Raw genomic sequence first — 24,734 nt, forward strand, 5'->3', positions numbered from 1 at the left:
TCTATGGCGCAGACCGCCAAGGTTCTTGACGGCAAGGCAGCCTCGGCCGCCATCAAGTCCGAGCTGGCTGAGCGTGTCGCGGCCCTGAAGGCCCGCGGCGTCACTCCGGGCATTGCCACCGTGCTCGTGGGCGCGGACCCCGCCTCTCAGCTGTACGTGTCCATGAAGCACAAGCAGTCTGTGAAGATCGGGATGAACTCGATCCAGCGCGAGCTTCCGGCGGACGCCACCCAGGCCCAGGTTGAGGCCCTCATTGACGATCTCAATGCGGACCCCGCCTGCCACGGCTATATTGTGCAGTTGCCGCTGCCCAAGCACCTGGACACGCACGCCATCCTCGAGCGGATCGACCCCGCCAAGGATGCCGACGGCCTGCACCCGACCAACCTTGGCCGGCTGGTGCTCAACGTCAACGACGAGATCACCTCGCCGCTGCCGTGCACGCCCCGTGGCGTCATCGAGCTCCTGGAGCGCAACGGCTACAGCCTCGCGGGCAAGCACGTCGTGGTGGTCGGCCGCGGCGTCACGATCGGCCGCTCGATCGGCCTGCTGCTTACCCGGCGGGCCGTGAACGCCACCGTGACGCTGACGCATACCGGAACCAAGAACCTTTCGGAGCTGCTGCGGCAGGCGGACGTTATTGTGGGCGCGGCGGGTGCCAAGCACATCGTCAAGGCTGCCGACGTAAAGCCGGGCGCGGCGGTGATCGACGTCGGTGTCACCCGTGAAACCGACCCCGAGACGGGCAAGAGCAAGGTCCACGGCGACATCGATCCCGCCGCTGCCGAGGTAGCTGGCTGGATTTCGCCGAACCCCGGCGGCGTCGGTCCCATGACAGTGGCTCTGCTCATGACCAACGTGGTCGAAGCCGCGGAACGCCAGGCGGGCATCAGCTGAACTGTTGCTCGAGCTGAACTGTTGCTCGAGCTGAACCGCTGATCGAGCTGAACCGCTGATCGAGCTGAAGCGCTGATCGAGCTTGTCGAGATCCAGGGTTTCGTCCCCACCCGCCCCTGGCCTCGCAAGCTCGGCCAGGGAACGGCGTAGGGCGCCTACTCCTTCGGGAGTAGGCGCCCTACGCCGTTAAGCCGACGACGGTCCGGGCCTACCCGGCTAGGCTCGGACGTATGCAGCGCCGTTTCCGGGGACCGCCCACAGCAGCCATTGTGGTTGCCGTGGCCGTCTTCGAGGTGGTGGGCACCGTCTTCGCCTCCGCCCGGCAGCCGGACCACCGGCCGCTGGATGCCCTCGCGTTCGTCCTGCTGCTCGCGGGACCGGCCTCCCTGTCGCTGCGGCGCCGCGCTCCGCTGGTGATGCTTCCGGCCGCGGCGGCGTCCGTCGCGGCGTATCTGGCGCTCGGCTACGCGTGGGGTCCGGTGTTCCTGTCGCTGGCGCTGGCGATCGTGCTCTCCACCGCGGCCGGGAAGCGCTGGCAGACCTGGACCGTGGCCGGCGCATGTGCAGCCGTCCTGGTGGCGGGCGCGGCAGTCAGCGGCGACGAGTTCGCCCTGATCCGGGTATTCGCCGGCACCTCGTGGCTGGCCATTCTTGTGCTGCTGGGGGAGGGCGCGCGGCTGCGCACCGAGCGGGTGGCGGAACGGCGCCGCCAGCACGAGGCCCGCGAACAGGCCGCCCGCGACGAGTACCGGCTGGCGCTCGCCCGGGACATCCATGACGTCGTTGCCCACTCCCTGTCGCTCATCAACGTCCGCGCCTCGGTGGCGCTCCACCTGGGGGAGAAGGACCCTGCCCAGTTCCGCCCCGCGCTGGAAGCCATCAAGGCGGCGAGCAAGGACTCGCTCGCGGAGGTCCGCCAGCTCCTGGGCGTGCTCCGCGAGGACGCCCCGCTGAGTCCCGCGCCGCCGCCGCGGCTGGATCGGATTCCCGGGCTAGCCGACGACGCCCGCCGCGCGGGGCTTGAGGTCAGCCTCACCCAGCCGGAGGCCGCCGTTGTGCAGCAGCTTCCGGACGCCGTACAGGAAGCGGCGTACCGGATCGTCCAGGAGGCCCTGACCAACGTGGTGCGGCATTCCGGAGCCCGGAAGGCCGCCGTCGTCCTTGCCCTGGAGGGCACGACGCCGGTGGAGAGCCCCGGAAAGCAGCTCACCGTTACCGTTGACGACGACGGCGCCGGGGCCACCGGAGTGCCGGAAGGCAACGGAGTGACGGGGATGCGGGAGAGGGCGGCCGCCGTGGGCGGTTCGCTGCACGTGGCGCCGCTGAACCTTGCGCCGCTGCATCCGGGCTGGCGGGTCCGCGCGGTGATACCGGTAGCGGGACCGCTGGCCGGCCCCTTGCCAGCTCCCGAACGGGAGGCGCGGTGATCCGCATCCTGCTGGCCGACGACCAGAATCTCATCCGCGCCGGCTTCCGCGCCCTCCTGAACGCCGAACCGGACATGGAGGTGGTGGCCGAGTGCGGCACCGGCCGCGACGCCGTCCGGCTGGCTGCCCGGGAGCGTCCCGACGTGGTGCTTATGGACATCCGGATGCCCGAGACGGACGGGCTGGAGGCCACCAGGAAGATTATGGCGGACCAGGGCCTTGCCGGCACGCGCATCATCATCCTCACCACCTTCGAGCTGGACGAATACATCGCGGAGGCGGTGCGGGCCGGGGCGGCAGGGTTCCTGGTGAAGGACACCGAACCCGAGGAGTTGCTCCGGGCCGTGCGCGTGGTCCACGACGGAGACGCGCTGCTCTCGCCGTCGGTCACCCGGCGCATCATGGCCCAGCTGGCGCTGCAGTCCCGGGCGGCTGCGGCTCCGGTGTCGCTGGCGAACATCACCGAGCGTGAGCGTGAAGTCCTGCGGCTCGTGGGCGAGGGCCTGAACAACGCCGAGATCGCAGAGCGGCTGGTGATCACGCCGCTCACCGCCAAAACGCACGTCTCGCGCATCATGACCAAGCTGCTGGTCCGGGACCGGGCGCAGCTGGTGGTGCTGGCCTACGAATCGGGGCTCGTCCGGCCCGGCTGGGCCGGCTGAGGTAGCGGGCGCGTGACTCCCGGCGGAGTACGCCGGGCACCCAAGGTGACTCCCGGTGGCAGACGACCCGCCGCCGTCGGACGGCCAGACTCGAACCAGAGCCGAAAGACGGCCCTTACCGAGATTTTGGGAGCACGACATGACTTCATCCCTAGCCACCACTTTCGCGGTCCAGTCCGCGCAGCTGCTGGCCGATCCCGTCGCCCACGGCCCGTGGGGCACAGGATTCTCGCCATGGTTCCTGCTGTTCCCGCTGTTCTGGATCCTGGTGATCGGACTGTTCATCTTCTTCGCCCGGCGCACCTGGCGCAGGAACCACGAGTGGGCCACCGCCCGCGGCGGCGAAAGCGTCCTTCGCGAGCGCTACGCACGCGGCGAAATTGACGAGACCGAATACCACCAGCGGCTTGAGGTCCTGCGGGGGGAGCCGCGGGGGAACCGCAGGTAACGCCACCCGCAACGCGGGGTCGGATATCGCCCGATTATGCGTCCCCCTTGGGCGACATCTGACCCTCCCCACCCGCCCCTTCCCTCGCAAGTCCGATCCGGCTCCCTGCCCTCGCAAGCTCGGGCCGGGGCCCTCGCCGGAGCGGCTCCACGGCCAGGGAACCCGGCGGACGTGGGCCCACGTTGCTGTTCGGTTTTTGAGATTTAGCTATTCCTTTGGCCTCCGCCGCGTACTAGCGTGATGGGGTGCCCGAACTCCATTCCGCCCAAGGAACCTCCAACAAGCCTGTGCCCGCCAACGAAAGAGGTCCCAAGAGTGATAACGAGCCCGCCGCCCCGCGGTACGTGATTACCGCAGAGAACCTGACCAAGACCTACGGCGACGTCACCGCCGTCGACGGCATTTCCTTGAGCGTTCCAGCGGGGGAGGCCTTCGGGCTGCTCGGGCCGAACGGCGCGGGCAAGTCCACCACCATGAAAATGATCGGCGGAGTGTCCCAGCGGACGTCCGGGAACCTGACCATCATGGGGCTGGATCCCGAGCAGAACGGGCCCGAGGTCCGCGCGCACCTGGGCGTGGTGCCGCAGCAGGACAACCTGGACGAAGAACTCAAGGTCCGGGACAACCTGCTGGTCTACGGCCGCTACTTCGGCCTGCCCATGAGCTACCTCAAGCCCAAGGCCGATGAACTGCTCGAATTCGCGCAGCTGACGGACAAGGCCAAGTCCAAGGTGGACGCCCTGTCCGGCGGCATGAAGCGCCGCCTCACCATCGCGCGCTCGCTGATCAATGAGCCCCGCATCCTGCTGCTCGACGAGCCCACCACCGGCCTGGACCCGCAGGCGAGGCACATCCTGTGGGACCGGCTGTTCCGCCTGAAGGAGCAGGGCGTCACGCTGATCCTCACCACGCACTACATGGATGAGGCGGAGCAGCTTTGCGACCGGCTGATCGTGGTGGACAAGGGCCGGATCATGGCGGAGGGCTCGCCGGCTGCGCTCATCCGGGACTACTCCACCCGCGAGGTCCTGGAGCTGAGGTTCGGGTCGGAACGCAACGCCAGCATCGGGGCCGAGCTCGAGGGCATCGGCGAACGCCTGGAAACGCTCCCGGACCGGGTGCTCATCTACACACACGACGGCGAGGCCGCGCTGGAGGAAGTCTCGGCGCGAGGGCTGCGCCCGCTGACGTCGCTGGTGCGCAGGTCCTCGCTGGAGGACGTGTTCCTCCGGCTCACCGGCAGGAGCCTCGTTGACTGAGCCGTCCACTGCCGGGCGCGCTGCCGGACCCGCGAGCGGGCCCGGCAGCGCCAGTTCGTCGGAAAGCCCGACGGCGGGAGGCACCTTGCGCGCCCACCCTCCAGAGGTGTCGGCCGCCAAGGCGCGGCGCTGGGGCGCCTTCTACTACGCCGAGCAGGTCCTGCGCGTCATGAAGGGGTACGGCTGGTCCATCTTCCTGTACAGCGTGGGCCAGCCCGCCGCGTACCTCTTCGCGATGGGCGTCGGCCTGGCCACGCTGGTGGACACCAACGCTGTCTCCGCGTTCGGCGGCGTCAGCTACATCGCCTTCATCGCCCCGGCACTGCTCGTCTCTGCCGCGGTCATGACGGCGGCCACCGAATTCACGTTCCCGGTGATGGACGGCTTCAAATGGCGCCGCGTCTACTACGGGCCGCACGCCTCCCCGCTGACCCCGGAGCAGATCGCGGCGGGGCAGATCATCGCGGTGACCCTGCGGTTCCTGCTGCAGTCCGTCATCTACTTCGTCATCGTCGCCCTGTTTGGCGCGTCACCCAGTGGCTGGGGCTGGGGCTCCGTGCTGGTGGCAACCCTGGCCGGGCTCTCGTTCGGCCTGCCGCTCATGGCCTACGCCACATCCATCAAGGAGGACAAGGGCCAGTTCGCCATGGTGATGCGGTTCATCGTCATGCCGCTGTTCCTGTTCTCCGGCACGTTCTTCCCGCTGGACACCCTGCCAGTGCTGGTCCGCTGGATCGGCTGGATCTCGCCCATCTGGCACGGCACGGAGCTGGGCCGGGTGATGACTTTCGGCTACGAGGAATCCCCGGTGCTGACCGTCATCCATGTCCTGTTCCTGCTGGGCCTGGCCTGGTTCGGCTGGGTCCTCACCAAGCGCCAATTCATCAGGAGGATGGGGCAGTGACACTCCTGACCCACGGGCACGCCGTCACCGAGGAAGCCCGGAACCGGCGCTTCGGCCCGCTGTATTCACGCAATGCCCGGGCGGTGATCGGGCGCGGGCTGATGGCCACCAAGAGCAGCAACTGGATGGTCATGCTGTCCGGGTTCTTCGAGCCGGTACTGTTCCTGATTTCCATGGGCGTCGGGTTGGGTGCCGTGGTGGGATCCGTCGCCGGTCCGGGCGGCCAGGAGATCAGCTATGCGGCGTACATCGCGCCGGCGCTCCTGGCGGTCTCGGCCATGAACGGGGCGGTGTATGACTCCACTTGGAACGTCTTCTTCAAAATGAACTTCGCCAAGCTCTACCAAGGGATGCTGTACACCTCGCTCGGGCCCCTGGACGTGGCCATCGGCGAGATCTTCCTGGCCCTGCTGCGCGGTCTGCTGTATGCCACCGGGTTCACGGCGGTCATGGGGCTGATGGGCCTGATCACCACCCCGTGGGCGCTTCTGATGATTCCGGCCTCGGTGCTGATCGCGTTCGGGTTCGCCAGCTTCGGCATGGGCATCACGAGCTTCATGAAGACCTTCCAGCAGATGGACTGGGTGAACTTCATCATGCTGCCAATGTTCCTGTTCAGTGCCACCTTCTATCCGCTGAGCGTCTACCCCGAGTACATCCAGTGGCTGATACAGGCCATGCCGCTGTGGCACGGCGTGGAGCTGCTGCGGCAGATCAGCGCGGCCTCCTTCACGCCGGCGACGGCCATCCACGTGGGCTACTACCTGGTGATGATCGTATTGGGCCTCATGCTCACCACCGGCCGGCTGCGGAGCCTGTTCCTGAAGTAGGGCTGCTTTCCGGGAGGTGTCCGCCGGCTGCACGCCTGCAAGGTGTTCGCCGCCGGTGGAAGCGTCCTGGAGCCGCCCGGCGATTTGAGAGAATAGCTTCATGCAATCTCTGGGCAGCTCCAAGTCTTCATCCACCCCGGGCCGGGGCGGATTTTCCATGTTCCGCATCAGCGGTCCGGGCCTGCTGGTCCTGATCACCGCCTTCCTCGTGGCAGTGATCTTCGCCGCCAACCAGAACGACGTCGTCGGCTGGGTTGTTGCGGTCATCGCGCTGTTCTGGCTGGCGCTGGCGTCCTTCGTGGTCTTCAGCATCCAGCGGGCGGCCAAGAAGGCCGGGGCGAAGATCAACGAGGCGCACAACGCGTTCAACGCCGCCACGGGCCGCGCCCCTTCCACCGTTTCGGCCGACCACGGCGGAACCCGCCTGGTCCGCGAACGCGGCGAGGTGGAGGAGCTCCGGGACATGAAGCTCGACCACTCCTTCAAGATCGTGCAGGTGCAGGTGCGCGTGGTGGAGCAGGAGCGGGCCAAGGGCGCAGCCGCCGACCAGGACACCATCCGCCGCGCCCTGGAGACCATCGAAATCACCGCCACCAACGCACGTGACATGATCAAGTCGTCCGGCGGCTCCGGCGAGCCCGTGACCGGAACCATCATCGACTAGAGTGGAACGGGTGAGCTCGGCATTGAAGAAGGACCACCTTCGCATCGCAACAGTCAACGTCAACGGCCTCCGTGCTGCCTACAAAAAGGGCATGTCGGAATGGCTCGCGACCCGCGAAGTGGACATCCTGACGCTGCAGGAGGTCCGGGCCCCTGACGCAATCGTCCGCCAGCTCATCGGCGAAGGGTGGCACATCCTGCACGCGGAAGCCGAGGCCAAGGGCCGCGCCGGCGTCGCCATCGCCTCCCGCGAGGAGCCTCTCGTCACCCGCGACCACATCGGCGATGACTACTTCGCCACGGCCGGCCGCTGGGTGGAGGCGGACTTCCGGGTCCGCGACGCCGAAGGCAACGCGTCCCAGCTGACCGTCGTGAGCGCCTACGTGCACTCCGGCGAGGCCGGCACCCCCAAGCAGGAGGACAAGTACCGCTTCCTGGATATCATGAGCACGCGCCTGCCAGAGCTCACCAAGCACAGCGACCACGCCCTGGTCACCGGTGACCTGAACGTCGGCCACACCGAGCTGGACATCAAGAACTGGAAGGGCAACGTCAAACGTGCCGGCTTCCTGCCCGAGGAGCGCGCCTACTTTGACCGCTTCTTCGGTGAGGAGATCGGCTGGAAGGATGTTCACAGGGGCCTGGCGGGTAACGTCAACGGCCCCTACACCTGGTGGTCGCAGCGCGGCCAGGCCTTCGACAACGACACCGGCTGGCGCATCGACTACCACCTGGCCACCCCCGCCCTCGCGGCCGCAGCAGTTTCGGCTGTCGTGGACCGGGCACCCTCGTGGGACACCCGCTTCTCTGACCATGCCCCGCTGGTAGTGGACTACCGGCTCTAGTTCCAGAAGGTTTCCGACGAATGACCTCCACTTCCACCGTGACCGACGCCGCAGCTGCGCAGCCCGAAGCAGCAAACGGAGCCCAGCCGGCTGCCGGGATCCGGCACCGCATCCTCTCCGGCATGCAGCCCTCCGCGGACTCGCTGCACCTTGGCAACTACCTCGGCGCCCTCGTGAACTGGGTGCGGATGCAGGACGAGTACGACGCCATCTTCTTCATCCCGGACCTGCACGCCATCACAGTTCCCCAGGACCCCGCCGAGCTGGCACGCCGGACGCGGGTCACGGCGGCGCAGTACATCGCCGGCGGCGTGGACGTGGACAAGTGCACCCTGTTCGTCCAGTCCCAGGTTCCCGAACACGCCCAGCTGGCCTGGGTCCTGAACTGCATCACGGGCTTCGGCGAAGCGTCCCGCATGACACAGTTCAAGGACAAGGCGCAGAAGCAGGGCTCGGACCAGGCCAGCGTGGGCTTGTTCACCTACCCCATCCTGCAGGCCGCGGACATCCTGCTGTACCAGCCCCACGGCGTTCCGGTGGGAGAGGACCAGCGCCAGCACGTCGAGCTCAGCCGCGACCTCGCCACCCGGTTCAACTCCCGCTTCGGCGAAACCTTCACCGTGCCCAAGCCCTTCATTCAGCTGGAATCCGCGAAGATCTACGATCTGCAGAACCCCACCGCCAAGATGTCCAAGTCGGCAGAATCCCCGACCGGGCTGATCAACTTGCTGGATGATCCGAAGGTCATCGCAAAGCGGATCAAGTCGGCGGTCACGGACACGGAGACGGAAATCCGGTTCGAGCGGGAAACCAAGCCTGGGGTCTCGAACCTGCTGACCATTTACTCGGCCATCACGGGCCGGTCGGTGGATGCACTCGTTGGCGACTATCAGGGCAAGATGTACGGCCACCTCAAGGTGGACCTTGCCGAGGTTGTGACGGAGCGCCTGACCCCGATCCGCGACCGCGCGAACGAGCTGCTGGCCGACCCGGCCGAGTTGGACCGCCTGCTGGCCCACGGCGCCGACAAGGCCCGCGCAATCGCCTCAGCCACCCTCGCGGACGTTTATGCCAAGACCGGCTTCCTGCCATATGCCGGAGCCCGCTAGCGAGATGCCGGCCCCCATGCCCGCCAACAGCGGAGTCAGCAACGGAATGAGCCTAGGGGTCATTCTGGGCTTCCCGCCTGAAATCGCCGAGGAACTGCAGCGGTGGCGGGCTTCCTTCGGGGACCCCATGGCCACCGTCATCCCGGCGCACATCACGCTGGTCACCACCACGCCCACCGATGACTGGGAAGCGGCCCGTGACCACGTGCGGCAGGTGGCCCGGACGCAGGCGCCTTTCATGGTGACCATCAGCGGAACGGGGTCCTTCCGGCCCGTCTCCCCGGTGGTCTTCATCAACGTGGAGGACGGCTTCCAGGAATGCGTCGACCTGCACGAAAAGCTCCAGACCGGGCCGCTCGAACGTGCGCTGCCTTTCGCCTACCATCCCCATGTGACCATTGCCCACGACGTCGCACCCGAGAGCCTCGATGAGGCCGAAACGGTGCTGAAAGACTACAGGGCCACCTTCCCGGTGGTTAGCATGGGACTTTACGAGCACGACACCGACGGTATTTGGCAGCTACGGGAAGAGCTTGACTTTGGTACCGAACCAGACGACGAACGGGACGCACTCCGGGCAACAAACGCCGACGGAGCCACCGCTACCCACTGAACGTGCGCAGCTGCTGCTGGAGGTCATCCGCAAGCAGGTGGAGTGGGGCAAGGCCCGCAGGTCCGGCCAGGGAGCGTTTCCCCAGCTCATGGCCCTGGTCCAGTGGCTGCAGGCCCGGCTGAACGCCTTCCGCCCGATGCGGGCCTGGCAGCACTACACACGGCAGCACGGCCCGCTGATGAGCGCGGGCACCGGCTTCAACATGTTCTTCTCCATCACCGGCCTGCTAGCCATAGGCTTCTCCGTCGCGGGGCTGGCGCTCCGCGGCCAGCCCGCGCTCCTGGACCGGATCATCGCCAGCGTGGCCGAAAGCGCCCCCGGGCTGCTGAAGGTCGACGGCGGCGACGGGTTGGTGGACCCCAAGGACCTCCTGAACCCGGACGGTCTCGGCTGGACGGCAGTGATCGCCGCCGTCGTCACCATCATTACGTCCCTGGGCTGGATCGCCGGCCTCCGGGAGGGGCTCCGCGGCGTGATGATGCTGGGACCGCTCAAACTCAATCCGGTGGTCCTGAAACTACACGACGCCGGTACGTTGCTTCTGCTCGGCGTCGCCCTGATTATCAGCTCGGGTGCGTCCCTCGTGTTCGGCACCGCGGCGGGCTGGGCGATGGAGCAGCTCCGCCTGGACCCGGCCGCGGCCGGTCCGCTGGCGGCGCTGATCAAGATCGCCGTGCCGCTGGTCCTGAGCTGGATCACGGCGTTGATCATGTTCCGCCTGGCCGGCGGCCTGAAGCTGTCCCGGCGGGCGCTGCTGGAAGGAACGATCCTCGCGGGCGTGGGCACCACTGTGCTGCAGGTCTTCAGCACCGAACTGCTGGCCGGTGCCGGACGCAACCCCATCCTGGCGCCGTTCGCGATCATTATCGGGCTGCTGATCTGGTTCAACCTGGTCAGCCAGGTTTACCTTGTCGCCGCGTCCTGGTCAGCCATCCGTGAGGAGGACCTGAAGGCCTCGCCTGCAGCCAAGACCACCGGCTGGGGGTCACGGCAGGTGCAGCCCGGAAAGACGCCTGTGGAAGGGCGCCACCCGGCCGAGCACCCGCGCCCCGTGGGCGTCAGTGTCCGGCGTCGAGGTACTGGTCGGCCCACGCCGCGATAATCTTCGCGGCCCGCGCCGCCTGCCCCTTGCCGGTCAGCAGGTGGTCGCTGCCCTCCAGCGAGACGAAGTTCCGCGGATGGCGGGCGGTCTGGAAGATCGTGCTGGCGTTCTCGATGCCCACGGTGTTGTCCGTGGGGGAGTGCAGGACCATCAGTGGCTTGTGCAGCCGCTTGATGCAGTCCGTGAGGTCGGCGTTCTCGAGGTCCTCCACGAAATGCCGGCGGATCTCCACGCGCTTGCCGCCCAGGTCCACCTCGGCGCTGCCTTCGCTGAGGATCCTGTCGAGCGCCGCGTCGAACACGTGGGCCACATGCTTGGGGGAGAAGGGCGCCCCGACAGTGGCGACCGCATCGAGTTCCGGGATCTGGGACGCGGCCGCGAGGACGGCGGCGCCGCCGAAGGAATGCCCCACCAGCAGTGAGATGGCCCGGCCCTCGGCCCGCATGTACTCCGCAGCCCGGACGGTGTCCGCCACCTTGTGGCTGAACGACCCGGCGGACCACTGGCCCCCTGAGCCGCCGAGGCCCACGTTGTCGAACCGGAGCATGCCGATCCCGTTGTCCGCCAGCGCCTTGCACATCCGGGACGCCGCGGGGCTGTCCTTGCCCAGCGTGAAGCCGTGCGAAAAGACGCCCCAGCCCTTCACCGGGCCGTCCGGCACATCGAGAATGCCGGAGAGCAGTTCGCCGGTGGTGCCTTTGAACGAGACTTTTTCCGAGCGGTGCATCTGTGTCCTCCCTGGTGGTTGAGCTGGGCCCACGTCCGCCGGGTTCCCTGGCCGAGCTTGCGAGGTCAGGGGGCGGGTGGGGAGAAACCGGGATCTCGACGGGCTCGATCACCAATATCTGAAACGACGACGGCGCCGCTCACCGTACGTTTACCGTACGTGGTGAGCGACGCCGTCGTCCGCGTTGAAACCTTAGATCTTGCGGGCCAGGATGGCCTGCTTGACCTCTGCGATGGCCTGCGTGACCTGGATGCCGCGGGGGCACGCCTCTGAGCAGTTGAAGGTGGTGCGGCAGCGCCACACGCCTTCCTTGTCGTTGAGGATCTCCAGGCGCATGTCGCCGGCGTCGTCACGGGAGTCGAAGATGAACCGGTGGGCGTTCACGATTGCTGCCGGGCCGAAGTACTGGCCATCGGTCCAGAACACGGGGCAGGAGGACGTGCACGCAGCGCACAGGATGCACTTGGTGGTGTCATCGAAGCGCTCACGGTCCTCGGCGGACTGCAGGCGTTCCTTCGTGGGCGCGTGGCCCTTGTTGATGAGGAACGGCATAACCTCGCGGAAGGACTGGAAGAACGGCTCCATGTCCACGATCAGGTCCTTCTCCACCGGCAGGCCCTTGATGGGCTCAACAGTGATGGGCTTGGACGTGTCCAGGTCCTTCAGCAGGGTCTTGCAGGCAAGGCGGTTGCGGCCGTTGATGCGCATGGCGTCGGAACCGCAGACGCCGTGGGCGCAGGAACGGCGGAAGGAGACGCTGCCGTCCACTTCCCACTTGATCTTGTGCAGGGCGTCCAGCACGCGGTCCGTGCCGTACATGGTCAGCTTGAAGTCGTCCCAGCGGGCTTCCGCGGAAACCTCGGGATCGTAGCGGCGGACGCGCAGGGTGATGTCGAACGTCGGGATTTCCCCGCCGCCGCCAACACCGGCGGGAAGTTCGATCTTGGAGGCTGGCTCAGCAAGTTCAGCGGACATATTAGTACTTCCTCACCATCGGCTCGTAGCGCGTAAAGACAACCGGCTTGGTGGCAAGCCGGACACCGGCGATTGCCTCCTCCGCGGAACCGTCGGCCGGTGCGTGGTCTTCTTTGTACGCCATGGAGTGCTTCATGAATTTTTCGTCGTTGCGGTCCGGGAAGTCCTCGCGGAAGTGGCCGCCGCGGGATTCCTCACGGTGCAGGGCAGCAACCGTCATGACCCTGGCCAGCTCCAGCAGGAACCCGAGCTCAACAGCCTCCAGCAGGTCAAGGTTGAAGCGCTTTCCCTTGTCCTGGACGTTGATGCGCTGGTACCGCTCCTCGAAGGACTCGATGTCCCTGAGGACCTGGTTGAGCGTGTCTGCCGTGCGGAACACCTGCATGTTGGCGTCCATGGTGTCCTGCAGTTCCTTGCGGATCGCGGAAACCTTCTCGGTGCCGTTAGCGTTGCGGGCCACATCGAGCAGGCGGATGGTGAAGTCTTCCGGGTTCTCCGGCAGCTCCACGAAGTCGGCCGTCTTGGCGTATTCGGCGGCCGCAATGCCGGCGCGCTTGCCGAACACGTTGATGTCCAGCAGGGAGTTGGTGCCCAGGCGGTTGGAGCCGTGCACGGAAACGCAGGCCACCTCGCCGGCAGCGTACAGGCCCGGAACCACGGTGTCGTTGTCCTGCAGGACCTCGGTGGTGATGTTCGTCGGGATGCCGCCCATGGCGTAGTGCGCCGTCGGGAAGACGGGAACCGGCTCCGTGTAGGGCTCCACGCCGAGGTAGGTGCGGGCGAACTCGGTGATGTCCGGCAGCTTGGCGTCGATGTGGGCGGGCTCAAGGTGCGTCAGGTCAAGGAGCACGTAGTCCTTGTTCGGGCCGCAGCCGCGGCCTTCGCGGACCTCGTTGGCCATGGAGCGGGCCACGATGTCACGCGGGGCGAGGTCCTTGATGGTGGGGGCATAGCGCTCCATGAAGCGTTCACCCTCGGAGTTGCGCAGGATGGCACCTTCGCCGCGGGCCGCCTCGGACAGGAGGATGCCGAGGCCGGCGAGGCCGGTCGGGTGGAACTGGAAGAACTCCATGTCCTCCAAAGGGATGCCGCGGCGGAACGCGATCCCCATGCCGTCACCGGTCAGGGTGTGGGCGTTGGAGGTCGTCTTGAAGACCTTTCCGGCGCCGCCGGAGGCGAACACCACGGACTTGGCCTGGAAGACGTGCAGCTCGCCGGAGGCGAGGTCGTAGGACACGACGCCGGCCACGCGCTTCTGCTTGAACGGCGTGCCGTCTTCGCGCACGGCGTCTTCCTCGACGGTCAGGAGGTCCAGGACGTAGTACTCGTTGTAGAACTCAACGTTGTGCTTGACGCAGTTTTGGTACAGGGTCTGGAGGATCATGTGGCCCGTACGGTCGGCGGCGTAGCACGCGCGGCGCACCGGAGCCTTGCCGTGGTCACGGGTGTGGCCGCCGAAGCGGCGCTGGTCGATGCGGCCCTCGGGCGTGCGGTTGAACGGCAGGCCCATCTTCTCGAGGTCCAGCACCGCGTCGATGGCTTCCTTGGCCATGACCTCGGCGGCGTCCTGGTCAACCAGGTAGTCGCCGCCCTTAATGGTGTCGAAGGTGTGCCATTCCCAGTTGTCTTCCTCGACATTGGCCAGGGCTGCACACATGCCGCCCTGCGCCGCACCCGTGTGGGAGCGGGTGGGGTACAGCTTGGTCAGTACTGCTGTTCGCGCACGCTGACCGGACTCGATCGCGGCGCGCATCCCGGCGCCACCGGCACCGACGATGACGACGTCGTACTTATGGACCTGCATACCAGACGCTCTTTCTCTCAAAATTCGCAATAAAACAGCGGGCGGTCTGAGCCGTCTCCGCACAGAACTGCGGCCCGCCAATGGATGGCGGGCCGCCACGGGATGCTACGCGGGGCAGAAGCCGCCGGGCAGCTGGACGCCGTCCACCACCGGGCACGGGTTGAAGGTGAAGATCACCAGGGTGCCGAGGATGATGATGACGGCAGAGGCTGCGTAGAGGACCATCTTGAGCCAAAAGCGGGTGGAGTCCTTCTCGGCGTAGTCGTTGATGATGGTGCGCACGCCGTTGGTGCCGTGCAGCATGGCGAGCCACAGCATGGCCAGGTCCCAGAACTGCCAGAACGGATCTGCCCACTTGCCGGCTACGAAGCCGAAGTCGATGGCATGGATGCCTTCGCCCACCAGGAGGTTCACGATGAGGTGGCCGAAGATCAGCACTACCAGCACCACGCCGGAGAGGCGCATGAACAGCCAGGCCAGCATTTCGAAGTTGCCGCGCGAGTTGCCGTTGCGGCGGTATTTCGGGGCGATCTTGCCGGACTCGGGCTTGCCGGCGATCTGTCCGCTGCGCGGGGACTGGATCTCAGTTGCAGACATGGCTTAGTGACCTCCGAGCGCGAGGGACAGGTGGCGGATGGCGAAGGCGACCATGGTGACGACCCACAGGCCCAGCACCACCCAAAGCATCTGACGCTGGTACTTGGCGCCCTTCTTCCAGAAGTCGACAGCGATGATGCGCAGGCCGTTGAAGGCGTGGAACACGATCGCTGCGACGAGGCCCGTTTCACCCAGGGCCATCAGCGGGTTCTTGTAAGCACCGATTACTGCGGTGTAGGCCTCAGGCGACACCCTCACCAGGGAGGTGTCCAGCACATGGACCAACAAGAAGAAAAAGATCACTACACCAGTAATGCGGTGTCCAACCCAAGACCACATGCCCTCACGGCCGCGGTACAAGGTGCCAGCTGGTTTCGTCGGCACTGAATAAACCTCCCTGCAAAACAGTGGCGCTGGCGTGGGATCCACGCGGGGGGAACGCCTACTGCGAGAGCACTCGTAGCTCAGGCCTAAATCTAGGCTTCGCTCACAGCTTATTCAATTCAGGCGTTCCTTGCCCGCCACGTACTGTGCGGATTTTCGGCTATTTTGAGACGAAGACCACATCTATTTCCACTGTATCCACATGCTGGCCGGCCGCGAAAGACGGCCTTGAGGTGCGTCGGCTAAAGTAGGGCCTGATGAGTAACGACAAAGTGACAAGCCAGGATTCACCTCTCAGCCGTTTTATCGCTGTGATTCCTGCAGGCGGTGTGGGGACCCGCCTCTGGCCTCTGTCACGTGCAGCAGCTCCCAAATTCCTTCATGACCTCACAGGTTCGGGCAGCACGCTCCTGCGTGCCACGTACGACCGTCTTGAACCGCTGGCCGGTAACCGCGTCCTCGTGGTCACTGGCGTGGCGCACCGGAACGCCGTGTGCAGCCAGCTGCCCGAGGTTCAGGACGGCGACCTCGTGCTCGAGAGTGAACCCAAGGACTCCGGCGCCGCCATCGGCCTGGCCGCAGCCATCCTGCACCAGCGGGACCCGGACATCATCATGGGTTCCTTCGCTGCAGACCACGTAATCAGCCCCGACGGTCTCTTCCAGGAGGCCGTCCGCGAAGCCATCCACACCGCCGCAGCCGGCAAAATCGTGACCATCGGCATCAAGCCGACGCACCCGTCTACGGGCTTCGGCTACATCCGGTCCGGAAACTCGCTGAACATCCCCGGCGCGCCCAGTGCCCAAGCGGTGGTGGAGTTCGTGGAGAAGCCGGACGAGGACGTCGCCCAGCAGTACGTGGACAGCGGCGAGTACGTCTGGAACGCCGGCATGTTCGTAGCGCCCGTTTCCCTCATGCTCAAGCACCTGGAAGCGAACCAGCCCGAGCTGTTCAACGGCCTCCAGGAAATCGCACAGGCCTGGGACACCCCGCAGCGGGACGAAGTCACGGCCCGGATCTGGCCCACCCTGCCCAAGATCGCCATTGACTACGCGGTCGCCGAGCCCGCAGCGCTGGCCGGGGACGTCGCGGTCGTACCCGGCTCCTTCCGCTGGGACGACGTCGGTGACTTCGCCTCCGTGGGCCGGCTCAACAGCGCCAAGGAAGTGGACGAGGTGACCGTCCTCGGCGAGGGCGCCCGCGTCTTCACCGAAAACGCGAGCGGCGTGGTGGTCTCGGACACGAAACGCGTCATCGCACTGATCGGTATCAAGGATGTCGTCATTGTGGACACCCCGGATGCGCTGCTGGTCACCACCAAGCAGCACTCCCAGCGGGTGAAGCAGGCAGTGGACGCGCTGAAGGCCAGCGGCGACACCGACGTTCTATAGCGGGCCGACCATATTGGAGGGTGCCCAAGCAATCCGGCGCCCTCCAGCCATAGGTAATGCCATCCAGCACCACCTAAAGCCGAGACGGCGAACACGTAACGCGGAGAAGGCGATGCCGCTAATTTTCCCGGCCTCGCTACAGTTGAGGTGTGCGCAATTACACTACTGAAGCTGAGCCCACCGCCCTGGTGGGGCCGTGGCTAGAGCCCCTGTTGCCGGAACTGATCGATTTTCGCCGTGACCTGCATGCGCACCCCGAACTGTCCTTCAGGGAATTTCGGACCACCGACAAGCTGGCGGAGCGGCTCGAGGCTGCAGGCCTCGAGCCCCGCCGGCTGGAGGGCACCGGCCTGACCGTGGACATCGGCGAGGGTCCGATCGCCACGGCGCTGCGCGGCGACATCGATGCGCTCCCGATCATCGAGGAAACCGGACTGCCCTTCGCCTCGAAGAACCACGGCGTCACGCACGCTTGCGGCCACGACGTGCACACCACCACCATGCTGGGCATCGCGCTGGTGTTGCACCGGATGCACCAGGAGTCCCCGCTGGGCGGTACCGTTCGCATCATCTTCCAGCCTGCCGAGGAAACCATGCCCGGCGGGGCGCACTCCTGCATCGAGCAGGGCGTCCTAAAAGGCGTGCCCCGCATTCTGGCACTGCACTGCGACCCGCGCATCGAAGTCGGCAAGATTGGCACGCGCATCGGCGCCATCACCTCGGCGTCGGACACCATCAGGATTGAACTGTCCGGCCGCGGCGGGCACACCTCGCGCCCGCACCTGACCGAGGACCTCGTTTTCGTGCTGGCGCAGATTGCCGTGAACGTGCCGGCCGTCCTGTCCCGCCGGGTGGATGTCCGCAGCGGCGTCTCCGTGGTGTGGGGACACATCTCCGCGGGCTCGGCGCCCAACGCGATCCCCGGCACCGGATACATGGCAGGGACCATGCGGTGCCTGGACCGCGACGCTTGGCACAGCGCCGGTGAACTGCTGGATGAAGTGGTGCACCAGGTGGCCGCGCCCTACGGCGTCGACGTGCGGCTGGAGCACACCCGGGGCGTTCCTCCGGTGGTCAACTCCGAGCATGAGACGGCACTGATCGAGGCCTCGGCGCGCGCCGAGATCGGCGAGGGCGCAGTGGTGCTGACCCCGCAGTCCATGGGCGGGGAGGACTTCGCCTGGTTCCTTGCCGAGCTGCCGGGAGCCATGATGCGCCTCGGCACCAAAACTCCCGGCGGCGAGGAGTACGACCTTCACCGCGGCGACTACATCCTGGACGAGCGTGCCCTCGGCTACGGTATCCAGGTCCTAACCGCCGCAGCGCTCCGCACCATCCGCGACCTTTAGGCCGGCGCAACCCCACCGCTCCCAGCGCGAACGCACACTTAAGCCCCCGGCTTCGAGCGCGAACGGACACACTTAAGCCCCCAGTCCGGGCCGCAAGTGTCCGTTCGCGCATTCCTTTGCCCGGGTAAGTTGTGCGCAATTGAATTGCCCGCTACCGTTGTGGGTATGCCCGATGCTCCGCGTCTTGACCGCCAAGTGTGCTTTGCCCTCTACTCCGCGTCGCGGGCTGCCACCGCCGTTTACCGCCCGCTCCTGGAGGAGCTGGGCCTGACGTACCCGCAGTACCTTGTCATGCTCGTGCTCTGGGAAAACGAGCCGCGCGGCGTGCGGGAACTGGGGGAGGAGCTTGGGCTCGACTCGGGAACCCTCTCGCCCCTTCTGAAGCGGCTCGAAGCGCTGGGACTCGTTGAGCGGCGGCGCTCGGCGGCGGATGAACGCCGCGTCGCCGTGCACCTGACCGACGCCGGCAAGGCCCTGAGCGGCAAAGCCTCCGGCGTGCCCCAGCACCTCGCGGCCGCAGCGGGCCTGAGCCCCGGCGACCTTGACCAGCTGCGCGAAACCCTCGGCAAGCTCACAGCAGCCCTGCACGATTCGCTCTAACGCAGCGCCCAAAACACCAAACCACCAAGCCTCCCCACCAGAAGGAAACACAGTGAAGACTCTCTACACAGCCGAGGCCTTGGCGTCCGGCGAAGGCCGCGACGGTTCCGCGCGAACCAAGGACGGCAAACTCGACGTCAACCTCGCCAGCCCGGTGGAGCTGGGCGGCAGCGGCCAGGGCACTAACCCGGAGCAGTTATTCGCCGCCGGCTATGCGGCATGCTTCCACTCCGCGCTCCGCGTGGTCGGCCGGCAGGCCCGGGCAGACCTCACGGACTCCGCTGTCGCCGCCAAGATCCACTTTGGCGCCCTCGAGGACCGCGACGGCTACGGCCTGGCCGCCGAGCTGGAAGTCGCACTCCCCGCACTGGACCGCGGCACTGCCGAGGGCCTCATGGCCAAGGCGCACAGCATTTGCCCGTATTCCAACGTGACCCGCGGCAACATGGACGTCGCACTCACGCTCGTGGAGTTCGCAGCGTGAGCGCGGGCGCAGCAACAGCGTTCCCGGTGACCACCCGGGAGATCCAGCTGGCCTCCCGGCCGGAAGGGCGGCCGGTCCCGGAGAACTTCAGGCTGGCCGAGACGGCAGTCCCGGCCCTCAAGGAGGGCCAGGTCCTGGTCCGGAACCTGTTCATCTCGGTGGACCCGTACATGCGCGGCCGCATGAACGACGCCAAATCCTATTCAGCGCCGTTTGCGCTGGACAAAGCGCTCGACGGCGGTGCGGTGGGTGAGGTGATCGCGTCCCGGTCCGATGAGCGCAGGGTGGGGGACGTCGTCGTACATCAACTCGGCTGGCGGGAGCATGCGGTGGTGGATGCGGAGCGGACAGCTCCCGCGGACACGGACCTCGCCCCGGCCTCAGCCTTCCTGGGTGCGTTGGGCATGACCGGACTCACCGCGTACGCGGGCCTGCTGAAGGTTGCGGAGTTCAAGCCCGGCGATGCCGTGTTCGTCTCGGGCGCCGCCGGCGCGGTGGGCTCGCTCGTGGGGCAGATCGCCAAGGCGAGGGGGGCCTCAAAGGTGATTGGCAGCGCGGGCACGCCGGAGAAAGTGACCCGGCTGCTGGACCTGGGCTTCGACGCGGCGTTCAACTACCGCGATGCCTCGGTCCTGGAGCAGCTGAAGGCCGCCGCCGGCAGTGATGGCATAGACGTGTACTTCGACAACGTCGGCGGTGACCATCTTGAAGCGGCGCTGTCCGTCCTGAACGTGGGCGGCCGTGTGGCCATGTGCGGAGCCATCGCCCAGTACAACTCGACGGAGCCGCCGGCCGCGCCGCGCAACCTCGCCGTGGCTATCGGGAAACAGCTCACGCTGCGCGGGTTCCTGGTGGGCGGCCAGCGCCAGCACTCCGCCGAGTTCGCCGGGCAGATGGCCGGCTGGCTGGCCGACGGCACCGTCCGGTACGACGAGACGGTGGTTGACGGCCTGGAGAACGCGCCGCAGGCCTTCATGGACATGCTCGACGGCGGGAACACCGGGAAGATGCTCGTCCGGATCTAACCAGTGCAACTGCCGTCACTCCCGAGCGCGAACGGACACTTATGCCCCTGCTGAGGGGCCGCAAGTGTCCGTTCGCGCTCGGCGCGTTACCCGGACAGGGAGCAGGACACTAAAGTGGGCTCATGAGTGCGCTGCGGCGCACCAGGGTGCCGGCCAGCGGCATCCCGTACGCCAAGGGGTGACGGCCGTGCAGAACGACGCCAACGAAATGGGCGCCAGCATCGACTGGCCGGCCCTGGAGGCCGCTGCGCTCGACGCCATGAAGGCCGCCTACGCGCCCTATTCGAACTTTCCGGTGGGTGCCGCGGCCGTCACGGCGGACGGCCGGATCGTGAGCGGCTGCAACGTGGAGAATGCCAGCTACGGCCTGACGCTGTGCGCCGAGTGCGTCCTCGTGGGAAACCTGCAGATGACCGGCGGCGGCCTGCTGCGGGCCTTCTGCTGCGTGGACGGCGGCGGCAACGTGCTCATGCCCTGCGGACGCTGCCGGCAGCTGCTGTACGAGTTCCGGGCGCCCGGTATGGAGCTCATGACGACGCGTGGGATCAAGACCATTGACCAGGTGCTGCCCGACGCATTTGGACCCGAACACCTGGAGGGAACCCGGTGACCCAGAGGACCGAGGCGTTCGACGCCGTCGACATCATCCGGACCAAGCGCGACAAGGGCGCACTGAGCCCCGAACAGATCGACTGGACCATCGACGCGTATACCCGTGGCGTCATCGCGGAGGAGCAGATGGCCGCCCTGAACATGGCCATCCTGCTCAACGGCATGGACCGTGCCGAGATCGCGCAGTGGACCGCGGCAATGATCGCCTCGGGCGAACGGATGGACTTTTCCGGTCTCCGGCGGCCCGACGGCGGCGTGAAGGTAACCACCGACAAACACTCCACGGGCGGGGTTGGGGACAAGATCACTTTGCCGCTCGCGCCGCTCGTGGCCGTCTTCGGCGTGGCTGTGCCGCAGCTGTCCGGGCGCGGACTGGGCCACACCGGCGGCACGCTGGACAAACTGGAATCCATTCCGGGCTGGCGCGCGGCCCTGAGCAACGACGAGATGATGGCCCAGCTCCAGGATGTGGGCGCCGTCATCTGCGCCGCCGGCGCCGGGCTCGCTCCCGCCGATAAGAAGCTCTACGCGCTCCGCGACGTCACCGGCACGGTGGAAGCGATCCCACTGCTTGCCTCCTCGATCATGAGCAAGAAGATAGCAGAGGGCACGGGCTCGCTGGTGCTCGACGTCAAGGTGGGCAGCGGGGCCTTCATGAAGGACGAGGCCGGCGCGCGCGAACTGGCCGAGACCATGGTGGCGCTGGGCAAGGCCGCCGGGGTGGAAACCGTGGCCCTGCTGACCAACATGGGCACCCCGCTCGGGCTGACCGCGGGCAACGCCATCGAGGTGGAGGAATCCGTAGAGGTCCTCGCCGGCGGCGGCCCGGCCGACGTGGTCGAACTGACGGTGAGGCTCGCGGAGGAGATGCTGCGGTGCGCCGGTGTTCCCGACGCCGATCCGGCCGCGGCACTCAAAGACGGCAGGGCCATGGACGTCTGGAACCGGATGATCGAGGCCCAGGGCGGGGACCCGCGGGCGAAGCTGCCGGTGGCTCGGGAATCTGAAACCATCTACGCGCCCGCCGACGGAGTCCTCGTGGAGCTCGACGCGTTCGCCGTGGGTGTGTCGGCCTGGCGGCTCGGTGCCGGGAGGGCCAGGAAGGAAGACGCCGTGCAGGCCGCCGCGGGCGTCCGCCTGCACGCCAAGCCTGGCGCAACTGTGCGTGCCGGCGAACCGCTGATGACCCTATTGACGGACACGCCGGAGAAGTTTGCCCGGGCCAAGGAGGCGCTTGAACACGCCGTCACCATCGCACCGGTTGGCTCCAGGCCTGCCCAGCAGCTCATCATCGACCGCATCGCCTGACCGTGCAGGCCATCAATGACTTCATCCTGGCTGCGGCCGGGCAGCCCTGGGTGCTTTTCATAGTCCTGGCCTGTTGCGTCATCGACGGCTTCTTCCCGCCCATTCCCAGTGAATCGGTGGTGGTGGGGCTGGCAGCCGTCGCCGCGACGGCGGACGTCCCCAACCCGTGGCTGCTCGCCGCCGTAGCAGGACTGGGCGCCTTCACCGGCGACAACGCCGCCTACCTCATCGGCCGGGGTGTGGGCACACAGCGCTGGGCCTGGATGCGCGGGCCGCGCATGCAGCGCGCGTTCCGGTGGGCCGGGCGGGAGCTGCGCAAACGGCCGGCGTCGCTGATCCTCGTTGCGCGGTTCGTCCCCATCGGCCGGGTGGCAGTCAACCTGACCGCGGGTGCCACCCACTATTCGCATCCGCGCTTCATCGGGCTGACTGTGGTTTCCGCCACCCTCTGGGCCTCGTATTCCGTCGCCATCGGGCTGTTCTTCGGCCAGTGGTTCGAGGAGAACCACCTGCTGGGGGCCGTGATCGCCATTGTTTGCGCCATTGTGCTGGGCATCCTGGTGGACCTCGGCATTAACCGGCTGCGGGGCCGCATACAGGATCCGCTCCAGGAAAGTTGACTTTCCAATCAAGGCGTAGCGGACTATCCTCCGGCCGTGCGACACTAAAGAGCGATTTGCGTCACTTCCTGTCCTGTTATATTGCCGAGGAGCAACACCCGCGTGGAGTTTATTAATGAGGCCGTGCTCCATGCAGCGGGTCAGTGGTGGATTTATCCCGTTCTCCTCATGTTCTTCTTCGTTGACGGGTTCGCGATGGTGGTCCCCAGCGAGACGCTCATCGTGGCGCTGGCGGCCTTTTCCCGGCACAGCGGGGAGCCCAACCTGTGGATCCTCGGCCTGACTGCCCTGACCGGCGCCATGGCGGGCGACAACATGGCCTACATGCTGGGCCGGAAGATCGGCCTGGAGCGCTGGAAGTGGATGCGCAGGCCCAGGGTGCAGAAAGTCTTCGGCTGGGCGCGCTACGAACTGGAGAAGCGCGGCGCTGTGCTGATCTTCACGGCGCGCTACATCCCGTGGGGACGCGTGGCGGTGAACTACGTCGCCGGCACCACCGGATACCCGCACCGCCGGTTCTTCCTGCTGGACGCCTTGGCCTGCTTCACGTGGGTGGGTTATTCGATCGGGATCGGCCTCGTCGCCAGCTCTTTTCCGTGGCTCCACAGCAACCCGCTGCTGGGCGCCGGCATCGCCGTCGTGTTTGCCATCCTGCTGGGCATCGTCATCGACCACGCCCTGCGCTGGTGGCACAAGCGACTCGGCCGCAATGATGCCGCGGTTCCGGAAGAGAGCCCGGCGGCGGATCAGGGCAACGTCACGGAACAGAGCAGCCGCGTGGCTTAGGGCCGGTGCTTGGCAGCACGGCTGAGCGGCCATCCGGGCCGCCCGTCGCCATGCAGCGCGCCCGTTGGCATTGCCGCCGGTGCAACCCTAGAGTTGGTACGTGACTGAGCCAATCGTTGACGCCGCCCCTGCCCTTGACTTCGACCTGAAGAGCCTGCCCAAGGTATCCCTTCACGACCACCTGGACGGCGGCCTGCGCCCTGCCACCATCATCGAGCTGGCGGAGGCCGTGGGGCACGCCCTCCCGTCGACAGACCCGACCGCGCTGGGCGAATGGTTCCGCGAATCCGCCGACTCCGGCTCGCTGGTCCGCTACCTTGAGACGTTCGACCACACGGTCGCCGTCATGCAGACCAAGGAAGGCCTGGTCCGTGTCGCCAAGGAGTTCGTGGAGGATCTGGCGGACGACGGCGTGGTGTACGGCGAAGTGCGCTGGGCGCCGGAGCAGCACCTCCAGAACGGACTGACGCTGGACGAGGTTGTCGAAGCCGTCCAGGAGGGCCTCGACGCCGGCGTGGAGGCCGTGGCCGAGACCGGCCGCGAGATCCAGGTGGGCCAGCTGATCACGGCCATGCGGCACGCCGACCGCGGCCAGGAAATCGCCGAGCTCGCCGTTCGGCACCGCGACAAGGGCGCTGTAGGGTTCGACATTGCCGGAGCCGAAGACGGCTTCCTGCCGTCGCGTTTCCGGGACGCCTTCACCTACCTGGCCGAACACAACTTCCCGGCCACGGTGCACGCCGGCGAAGCCGCCGGACTGGACAGCATCCAGTCCGCCCTGGTTGACGGCCGCGCGCTGCGCCTGGGCCACGGTGTGCGCATCGCCGAGGACATCATGGTGGAGTTCGACGAGGACGACGCCGACGACGAGGACAGCGACAACATCGGCGTGGTCACCCTCGGCAACCTGTCCAGCTGGATCCGCGACCGCGGCATCGCCCTGGAAATCTGCCCGTCCTCCAACCTGCAGACCGGTGCCATTGCCGGCTTCGGTGAGGGCATCGAAAGCCACCCGCTGGACATGCTTTACCAGCTGGGCTTCAACGTAACCATCAACACGGACAACCGCCTCATGAGCGGCGTGACACTCACCGACGAGTTCGAGCTCCTAGTGGAGACCTTCGACTACGACCTCGACGACCTGCTGGAACTCACGCTCAACGCAGCCGAAGCATCCTTCCTTCCCTTGGAGGAAAAGGAAGCCCTCGTGGAGTACATCAACGACGCGTACGGCGACCTTGGCTGAAATTCCTGAACCCGCCAGTGAAACGGCGGAGCTGCTGAGGGTGATCGCCGCCCTCCGCGAGCACTGC

At 66.8% G+C, this 24,734-nt stretch carries 27 protein-coding genes; 22 read left to right on the forward strand and 5 right to left on the reverse strand.

Features of this window, described 5'->3' with window-relative positions; translation table 11 throughout:
• Nucleotides 1–3 precede the first annotated feature (3 nt).
• The 12 genes from QFZ33_RS07555 to QFZ33_RS07610 all read left to right on the forward strand — a co-directional run bounded on the left by QFZ33_RS07555 (nucleotide 4) and on the right by QFZ33_RS07610 (nucleotide 10,759).
• Nucleotides 4–897: a bifunctional methylenetetrahydrofolate dehydrogenase/methenyltetrahydrofolate cyclohydrolase gene (locus tag QFZ33_RS07555; protein WP_214849865.1), complete on the forward strand. Its 894-nt coding sequence runs from the start codon at nucleotides 4–6 to the stop codon at nucleotides 895–897.
• A gap of 230 nt (nucleotides 898–1,127) precedes the next feature.
• Nucleotides 1,128–2,324, forward strand: a complete 1,197-nt coding sequence (locus tag QFZ33_RS07560) for a sensor histidine kinase (protein ID WP_307026257.1) — start codon at nucleotides 1,128–1,130, stop codon at nucleotides 2,322–2,324.
• Complete coding sequence (locus QFZ33_RS07565) at nucleotides 2,321–2,986, forward strand: response regulator (RefSeq protein ID WP_307026259.1); 666 nt, start codon at nucleotides 2,321–2,323, stop codon at nucleotides 2,984–2,986. Before QFZ33_RS07560 ends, QFZ33_RS07565 begins: the two co-directional genes overlap by 4 nt.
• 139 nt (nucleotides 2,987–3,125) lie before the next feature.
• Complete coding sequence (locus QFZ33_RS07570; protein ID WP_307026261.1) at nucleotides 3,126–3,434, forward strand: SHOCT domain-containing protein; 309 nt, start codon at nucleotides 3,126–3,128, stop codon at nucleotides 3,432–3,434.
• Nucleotides 3,435–3,721: 287 nt separating this feature from the next.
• On the forward strand, nucleotides 3,722–4,693 hold the full coding sequence (locus tag QFZ33_RS07575) for an ABC transporter ATP-binding protein (protein WP_307031702.1): 972 nt from the start codon (nucleotides 3,722–3,724) through the stop codon (nucleotides 4,691–4,693).
• Nucleotides 4,694–4,778: 85 nt separating this feature from the next.
• Nucleotides 4,779–5,597: an ABC transporter permease gene (locus QFZ33_RS07580; RefSeq protein ID WP_307031704.1), complete on the forward strand. Its 819-nt coding sequence runs from the start codon at nucleotides 4,779–4,781 to the stop codon at nucleotides 5,595–5,597.
• Nucleotides 5,594–6,427 carry an ABC transporter permease gene (locus QFZ33_RS07585; RefSeq protein WP_307026262.1) on the forward strand — a complete coding sequence of 278 codons (834 nt, stop codon included), beginning with the start codon at nucleotides 5,594–5,596 and terminating at the stop codon, nucleotides 6,425–6,427. The genes QFZ33_RS07580 and QFZ33_RS07585 overlap by 4 nt, the downstream gene beginning before the upstream one ends.
• A gap of 100 nt (nucleotides 6,428–6,527) precedes the next feature.
• On the forward strand, nucleotides 6,528–7,091 hold the full coding sequence (locus QFZ33_RS07590) for a hypothetical protein (RefSeq protein ID WP_307026263.1): 564 nt from the start codon (nucleotides 6,528–6,530) through the stop codon (nucleotides 7,089–7,091).
• A gap of 10 nt (nucleotides 7,092–7,101) precedes the next feature.
• Nucleotides 7,102–7,935: an exodeoxyribonuclease III gene (locus QFZ33_RS07595; RefSeq protein ID WP_307026265.1), complete on the forward strand. Its 834-nt coding sequence runs from the start codon at nucleotides 7,102–7,104 to the stop codon at nucleotides 7,933–7,935.
• A 20-nt stretch (nucleotides 7,936–7,955) separates the two neighbouring features.
• Nucleotides 7,956–9,044: a tryptophan--tRNA ligase gene (gene trpS, locus QFZ33_RS07600; RefSeq protein WP_307026267.1), complete on the forward strand. Its 1,089-nt coding sequence runs from the start codon at nucleotides 7,956–7,958 to the stop codon at nucleotides 9,042–9,044.
• 16 nt (nucleotides 9,045–9,060) lie between these two features.
• Complete coding sequence (locus tag QFZ33_RS07605; RefSeq protein ID WP_307026269.1) at nucleotides 9,061–9,657, forward strand: 2'-5' RNA ligase family protein; 597 nt, start codon at nucleotides 9,061–9,063, stop codon at nucleotides 9,655–9,657.
• Between the two features lie 37 nt (nucleotides 9,658–9,694).
• Nucleotides 9,695–10,759 (forward strand): YihY/virulence factor BrkB family protein, encoded by a 1,065-nt coding sequence (locus QFZ33_RS07610; RefSeq protein WP_307031705.1) that lies wholly within the window; start codon nucleotides 9,695–9,697, stop codon nucleotides 10,757–10,759.
• On the opposite strand, the gene QFZ33_RS07615 is transcribed toward QFZ33_RS07610, so the two are convergent.
• The 5 genes from QFZ33_RS07615 to sdhC all read right to left on the reverse strand — a co-directional run bounded on the left by QFZ33_RS07615 (nucleotide 10,716) and on the right by sdhC (nucleotide 15,246).
• Entirely contained in the window at nucleotides 10,716–11,486 is a 771-nt protein-coding gene (locus tag QFZ33_RS07615) for an alpha/beta hydrolase family protein (protein ID WP_307026270.1), read from the reverse strand. The genes QFZ33_RS07610 and QFZ33_RS07615 overlap by 44 nt on opposite strands.
• Before the next feature lie 192 nt (nucleotides 11,487–11,678).
• Nucleotides 11,679–12,461 carry a succinate dehydrogenase iron-sulfur subunit gene (locus tag QFZ33_RS07620; protein WP_307026273.1) on the reverse strand — a complete coding sequence of 261 codons (783 nt, stop codon included), beginning with the start codon at nucleotides 12,459–12,461 and terminating at the stop codon, nucleotides 11,679–11,681.
• Between the two features lies 1 nt (nucleotide 12,462).
• Nucleotides 12,463–14,265, reverse strand: a complete 1,803-nt coding sequence (gene sdhA, locus QFZ33_RS07625) for a succinate dehydrogenase flavoprotein subunit (RefSeq protein WP_307026275.1) — start codon at nucleotides 14,263–14,265, stop codon at nucleotides 12,463–12,465.
• A 105-nt stretch (nucleotides 14,266–14,370) separates the two neighbouring features.
• A complete protein-coding gene (locus QFZ33_RS07630) occupies nucleotides 14,371–14,862 on the reverse strand; it encodes a succinate dehydrogenase hydrophobic membrane anchor subunit (protein ID WP_102970629.1) in 492 nt (163 codons plus the stop codon).
• Between the two features lie 3 nt (nucleotides 14,863–14,865).
• Nucleotides 14,866–15,246 carry a succinate dehydrogenase, cytochrome b556 subunit gene (gene sdhC / locus QFZ33_RS07635; RefSeq protein WP_076798412.1) on the reverse strand — a complete coding sequence of 127 codons (381 nt, stop codon included), beginning with the start codon at nucleotides 15,244–15,246 and terminating at the stop codon, nucleotides 14,866–14,868.
• Nucleotides 15,247–15,503: 257 nt separating this feature from the next.
• Between sdhC and QFZ33_RS07640 the strand changes: the two genes are divergently transcribed.
• The 10 genes from QFZ33_RS07640 (at nucleotide 15,504) to QFZ33_RS07685 (ending at nucleotide 24,667) form a co-directional block, all read left to right on the forward strand.
• Nucleotides 15,504–16,637, forward strand: a complete 1,134-nt coding sequence (locus QFZ33_RS07640; protein ID WP_307026278.1) for a mannose-1-phosphate guanylyltransferase — start codon at nucleotides 15,504–15,506, stop codon at nucleotides 16,635–16,637.
• Between the two features lie 149 nt (nucleotides 16,638–16,786).
• Nucleotides 16,787–17,986 carry an amidohydrolase gene (locus tag QFZ33_RS07645; RefSeq protein ID WP_307026280.1) on the forward strand — a complete coding sequence of 400 codons (1,200 nt, stop codon included), beginning with the start codon at nucleotides 16,787–16,789 and terminating at the stop codon, nucleotides 17,984–17,986.
• Nucleotides 17,987–18,151: 165 nt separating this feature from the next.
• Nucleotides 18,152–18,586: a MarR family winged helix-turn-helix transcriptional regulator gene (locus tag QFZ33_RS07650; protein WP_307026282.1), complete on the forward strand. Its 435-nt coding sequence runs from the start codon at nucleotides 18,152–18,154 to the stop codon at nucleotides 18,584–18,586.
• Nucleotides 18,587–18,638: 52 nt separating this feature from the next.
• Nucleotides 18,639–19,070: an organic hydroperoxide resistance protein gene (locus QFZ33_RS07655; protein WP_307026284.1), complete on the forward strand. Its 432-nt coding sequence runs from the start codon at nucleotides 18,639–18,641 to the stop codon at nucleotides 19,068–19,070.
• Nucleotides 19,067–20,095 (forward strand): NADP-dependent oxidoreductase, encoded by a 1,029-nt coding sequence (locus QFZ33_RS07660; protein ID WP_307026286.1) that lies wholly within the window; start codon nucleotides 19,067–19,069, stop codon nucleotides 20,093–20,095. Before QFZ33_RS07655 ends, QFZ33_RS07660 begins: the two co-directional genes overlap by 4 nt.
• Nucleotides 20,096–20,303: 208 nt before the next feature.
• Complete coding sequence (locus tag QFZ33_RS07665) at nucleotides 20,304–20,705, forward strand: cytidine deaminase (RefSeq protein ID WP_373427337.1); 402 nt, start codon at nucleotides 20,304–20,306, stop codon at nucleotides 20,703–20,705.
• Complete coding sequence (locus QFZ33_RS07670; RefSeq protein WP_307026289.1) at nucleotides 20,702–22,015, forward strand: thymidine phosphorylase; 1,314 nt, start codon at nucleotides 20,702–20,704, stop codon at nucleotides 22,013–22,015. The genes QFZ33_RS07665 and QFZ33_RS07670 overlap by 4 nt, the downstream gene beginning before the upstream one ends.
• A gap of 2 nt (nucleotides 22,016–22,017) precedes the next feature.
• Complete coding sequence (locus tag QFZ33_RS07675; protein ID WP_307026291.1) at nucleotides 22,018–22,635, forward strand: DedA family protein; 618 nt, start codon at nucleotides 22,018–22,020, stop codon at nucleotides 22,633–22,635.
• A 102-nt stretch (nucleotides 22,636–22,737) separates the two neighbouring features.
• Nucleotides 22,738–23,421 carry a DedA family protein gene (locus QFZ33_RS07680; RefSeq protein WP_307026293.1) on the forward strand — a complete coding sequence of 228 codons (684 nt, stop codon included), beginning with the start codon at nucleotides 22,738–22,740 and terminating at the stop codon, nucleotides 23,419–23,421.
• Between the two features lie 100 nt (nucleotides 23,422–23,521).
• Nucleotides 23,522–24,667 carry an adenosine deaminase gene (locus QFZ33_RS07685; RefSeq protein ID WP_307026295.1) on the forward strand — a complete coding sequence of 382 codons (1,146 nt, stop codon included), beginning with the start codon at nucleotides 23,522–23,524 and terminating at the stop codon, nucleotides 24,665–24,667.
• Nucleotides 24,668–24,734: the final 67 nt, after the last annotated feature.

Origin of the sequence: Arthrobacter globiformis, from assembly GCF_030815865.1 — a bacterium.
Classification (GTDB): domain Bacteria; phylum Actinomycetota; class Actinomycetes; order Actinomycetales; family Micrococcaceae; genus Arthrobacter; species Arthrobacter globiformis_B.

Bases quoted from the DNA above. Each gene is read 5' to 3' on its own strand.
- QFZ33_RS07590 (WP_307026263.1), top strand. From the start codon at position 6,528: ATGCAATCTCTGGGCAGCTCCAAGTCTTCATCCACCCCGGGCCGGGGC.
- QFZ33_RS07570 (WP_307026261.1), top strand. From the start codon at position 3,126: ATGACTTCATCCCTAGCCACCACTTTCGCGGTCCAGTCCGCGCAGCTG.
- QFZ33_RS07640 (WP_307026278.1), top strand. From the start codon at position 15,504: ATGAGTAACGACAAAGTGACAAGCCAGGATTCACCTCTCAGCCGTTTT.
- QFZ33_RS07615 (WP_307026270.1), bottom strand. From the start codon at position 11,486: ATGCACCGCTCGGAAAAAGTCTCGTTCAAAGGCACCACCGGCGAACTG.
- QFZ33_RS07665 (WP_373427337.1), top strand. From the start codon at position 20,304: ATGGGCGCCAGCATCGACTGGCCGGCCCTGGAGGCCGCTGCGCTCGAC.
- QFZ33_RS07630 (WP_102970629.1), bottom strand. From the start codon at position 14,862: ATGTCTGCAACTGAGATCCAGTCCCCGCGCAGCGGACAGATCGCCGGC.
- QFZ33_RS07620 (WP_307026273.1), bottom strand. From the start codon at position 12,461: ATGTCCGCTGAACTTGCTGAGCCAGCCTCCAAGATCGAACTTCCCGCC.
- QFZ33_RS07605 (WP_307026269.1), top strand. From the start codon at position 9,061: ATGCCCGCCAACAGCGGAGTCAGCAACGGAATGAGCCTAGGGGTCATT.
- QFZ33_RS07560 (WP_307026257.1), top strand. From the start codon at position 1,128: ATGCAGCGCCGTTTCCGGGGACCGCCCACAGCAGCCATTGTGGTTGCC.
- sdhA (WP_307026275.1), bottom strand. From the start codon at position 14,265: ATGCAGGTCCATAAGTACGACGTCGTCATCGTCGGTGCCGGTGGCGCC.
- trpS (WP_307026267.1), top strand. From the start codon at position 7,956: ATGACCTCCACTTCCACCGTGACCGACGCCGCAGCTGCGCAGCCCGAA.
- QFZ33_RS07555 (WP_214849865.1), top strand. From the start codon at position 4: ATGGCGCAGACCGCCAAGGTTCTTGACGGCAAGGCAGCCTCGGCCGCC.
- QFZ33_RS07650 (WP_307026282.1), top strand. From the start codon at position 18,152: ATGCCCGATGCTCCGCGTCTTGACCGCCAAGTGTGCTTTGCCCTCTAC.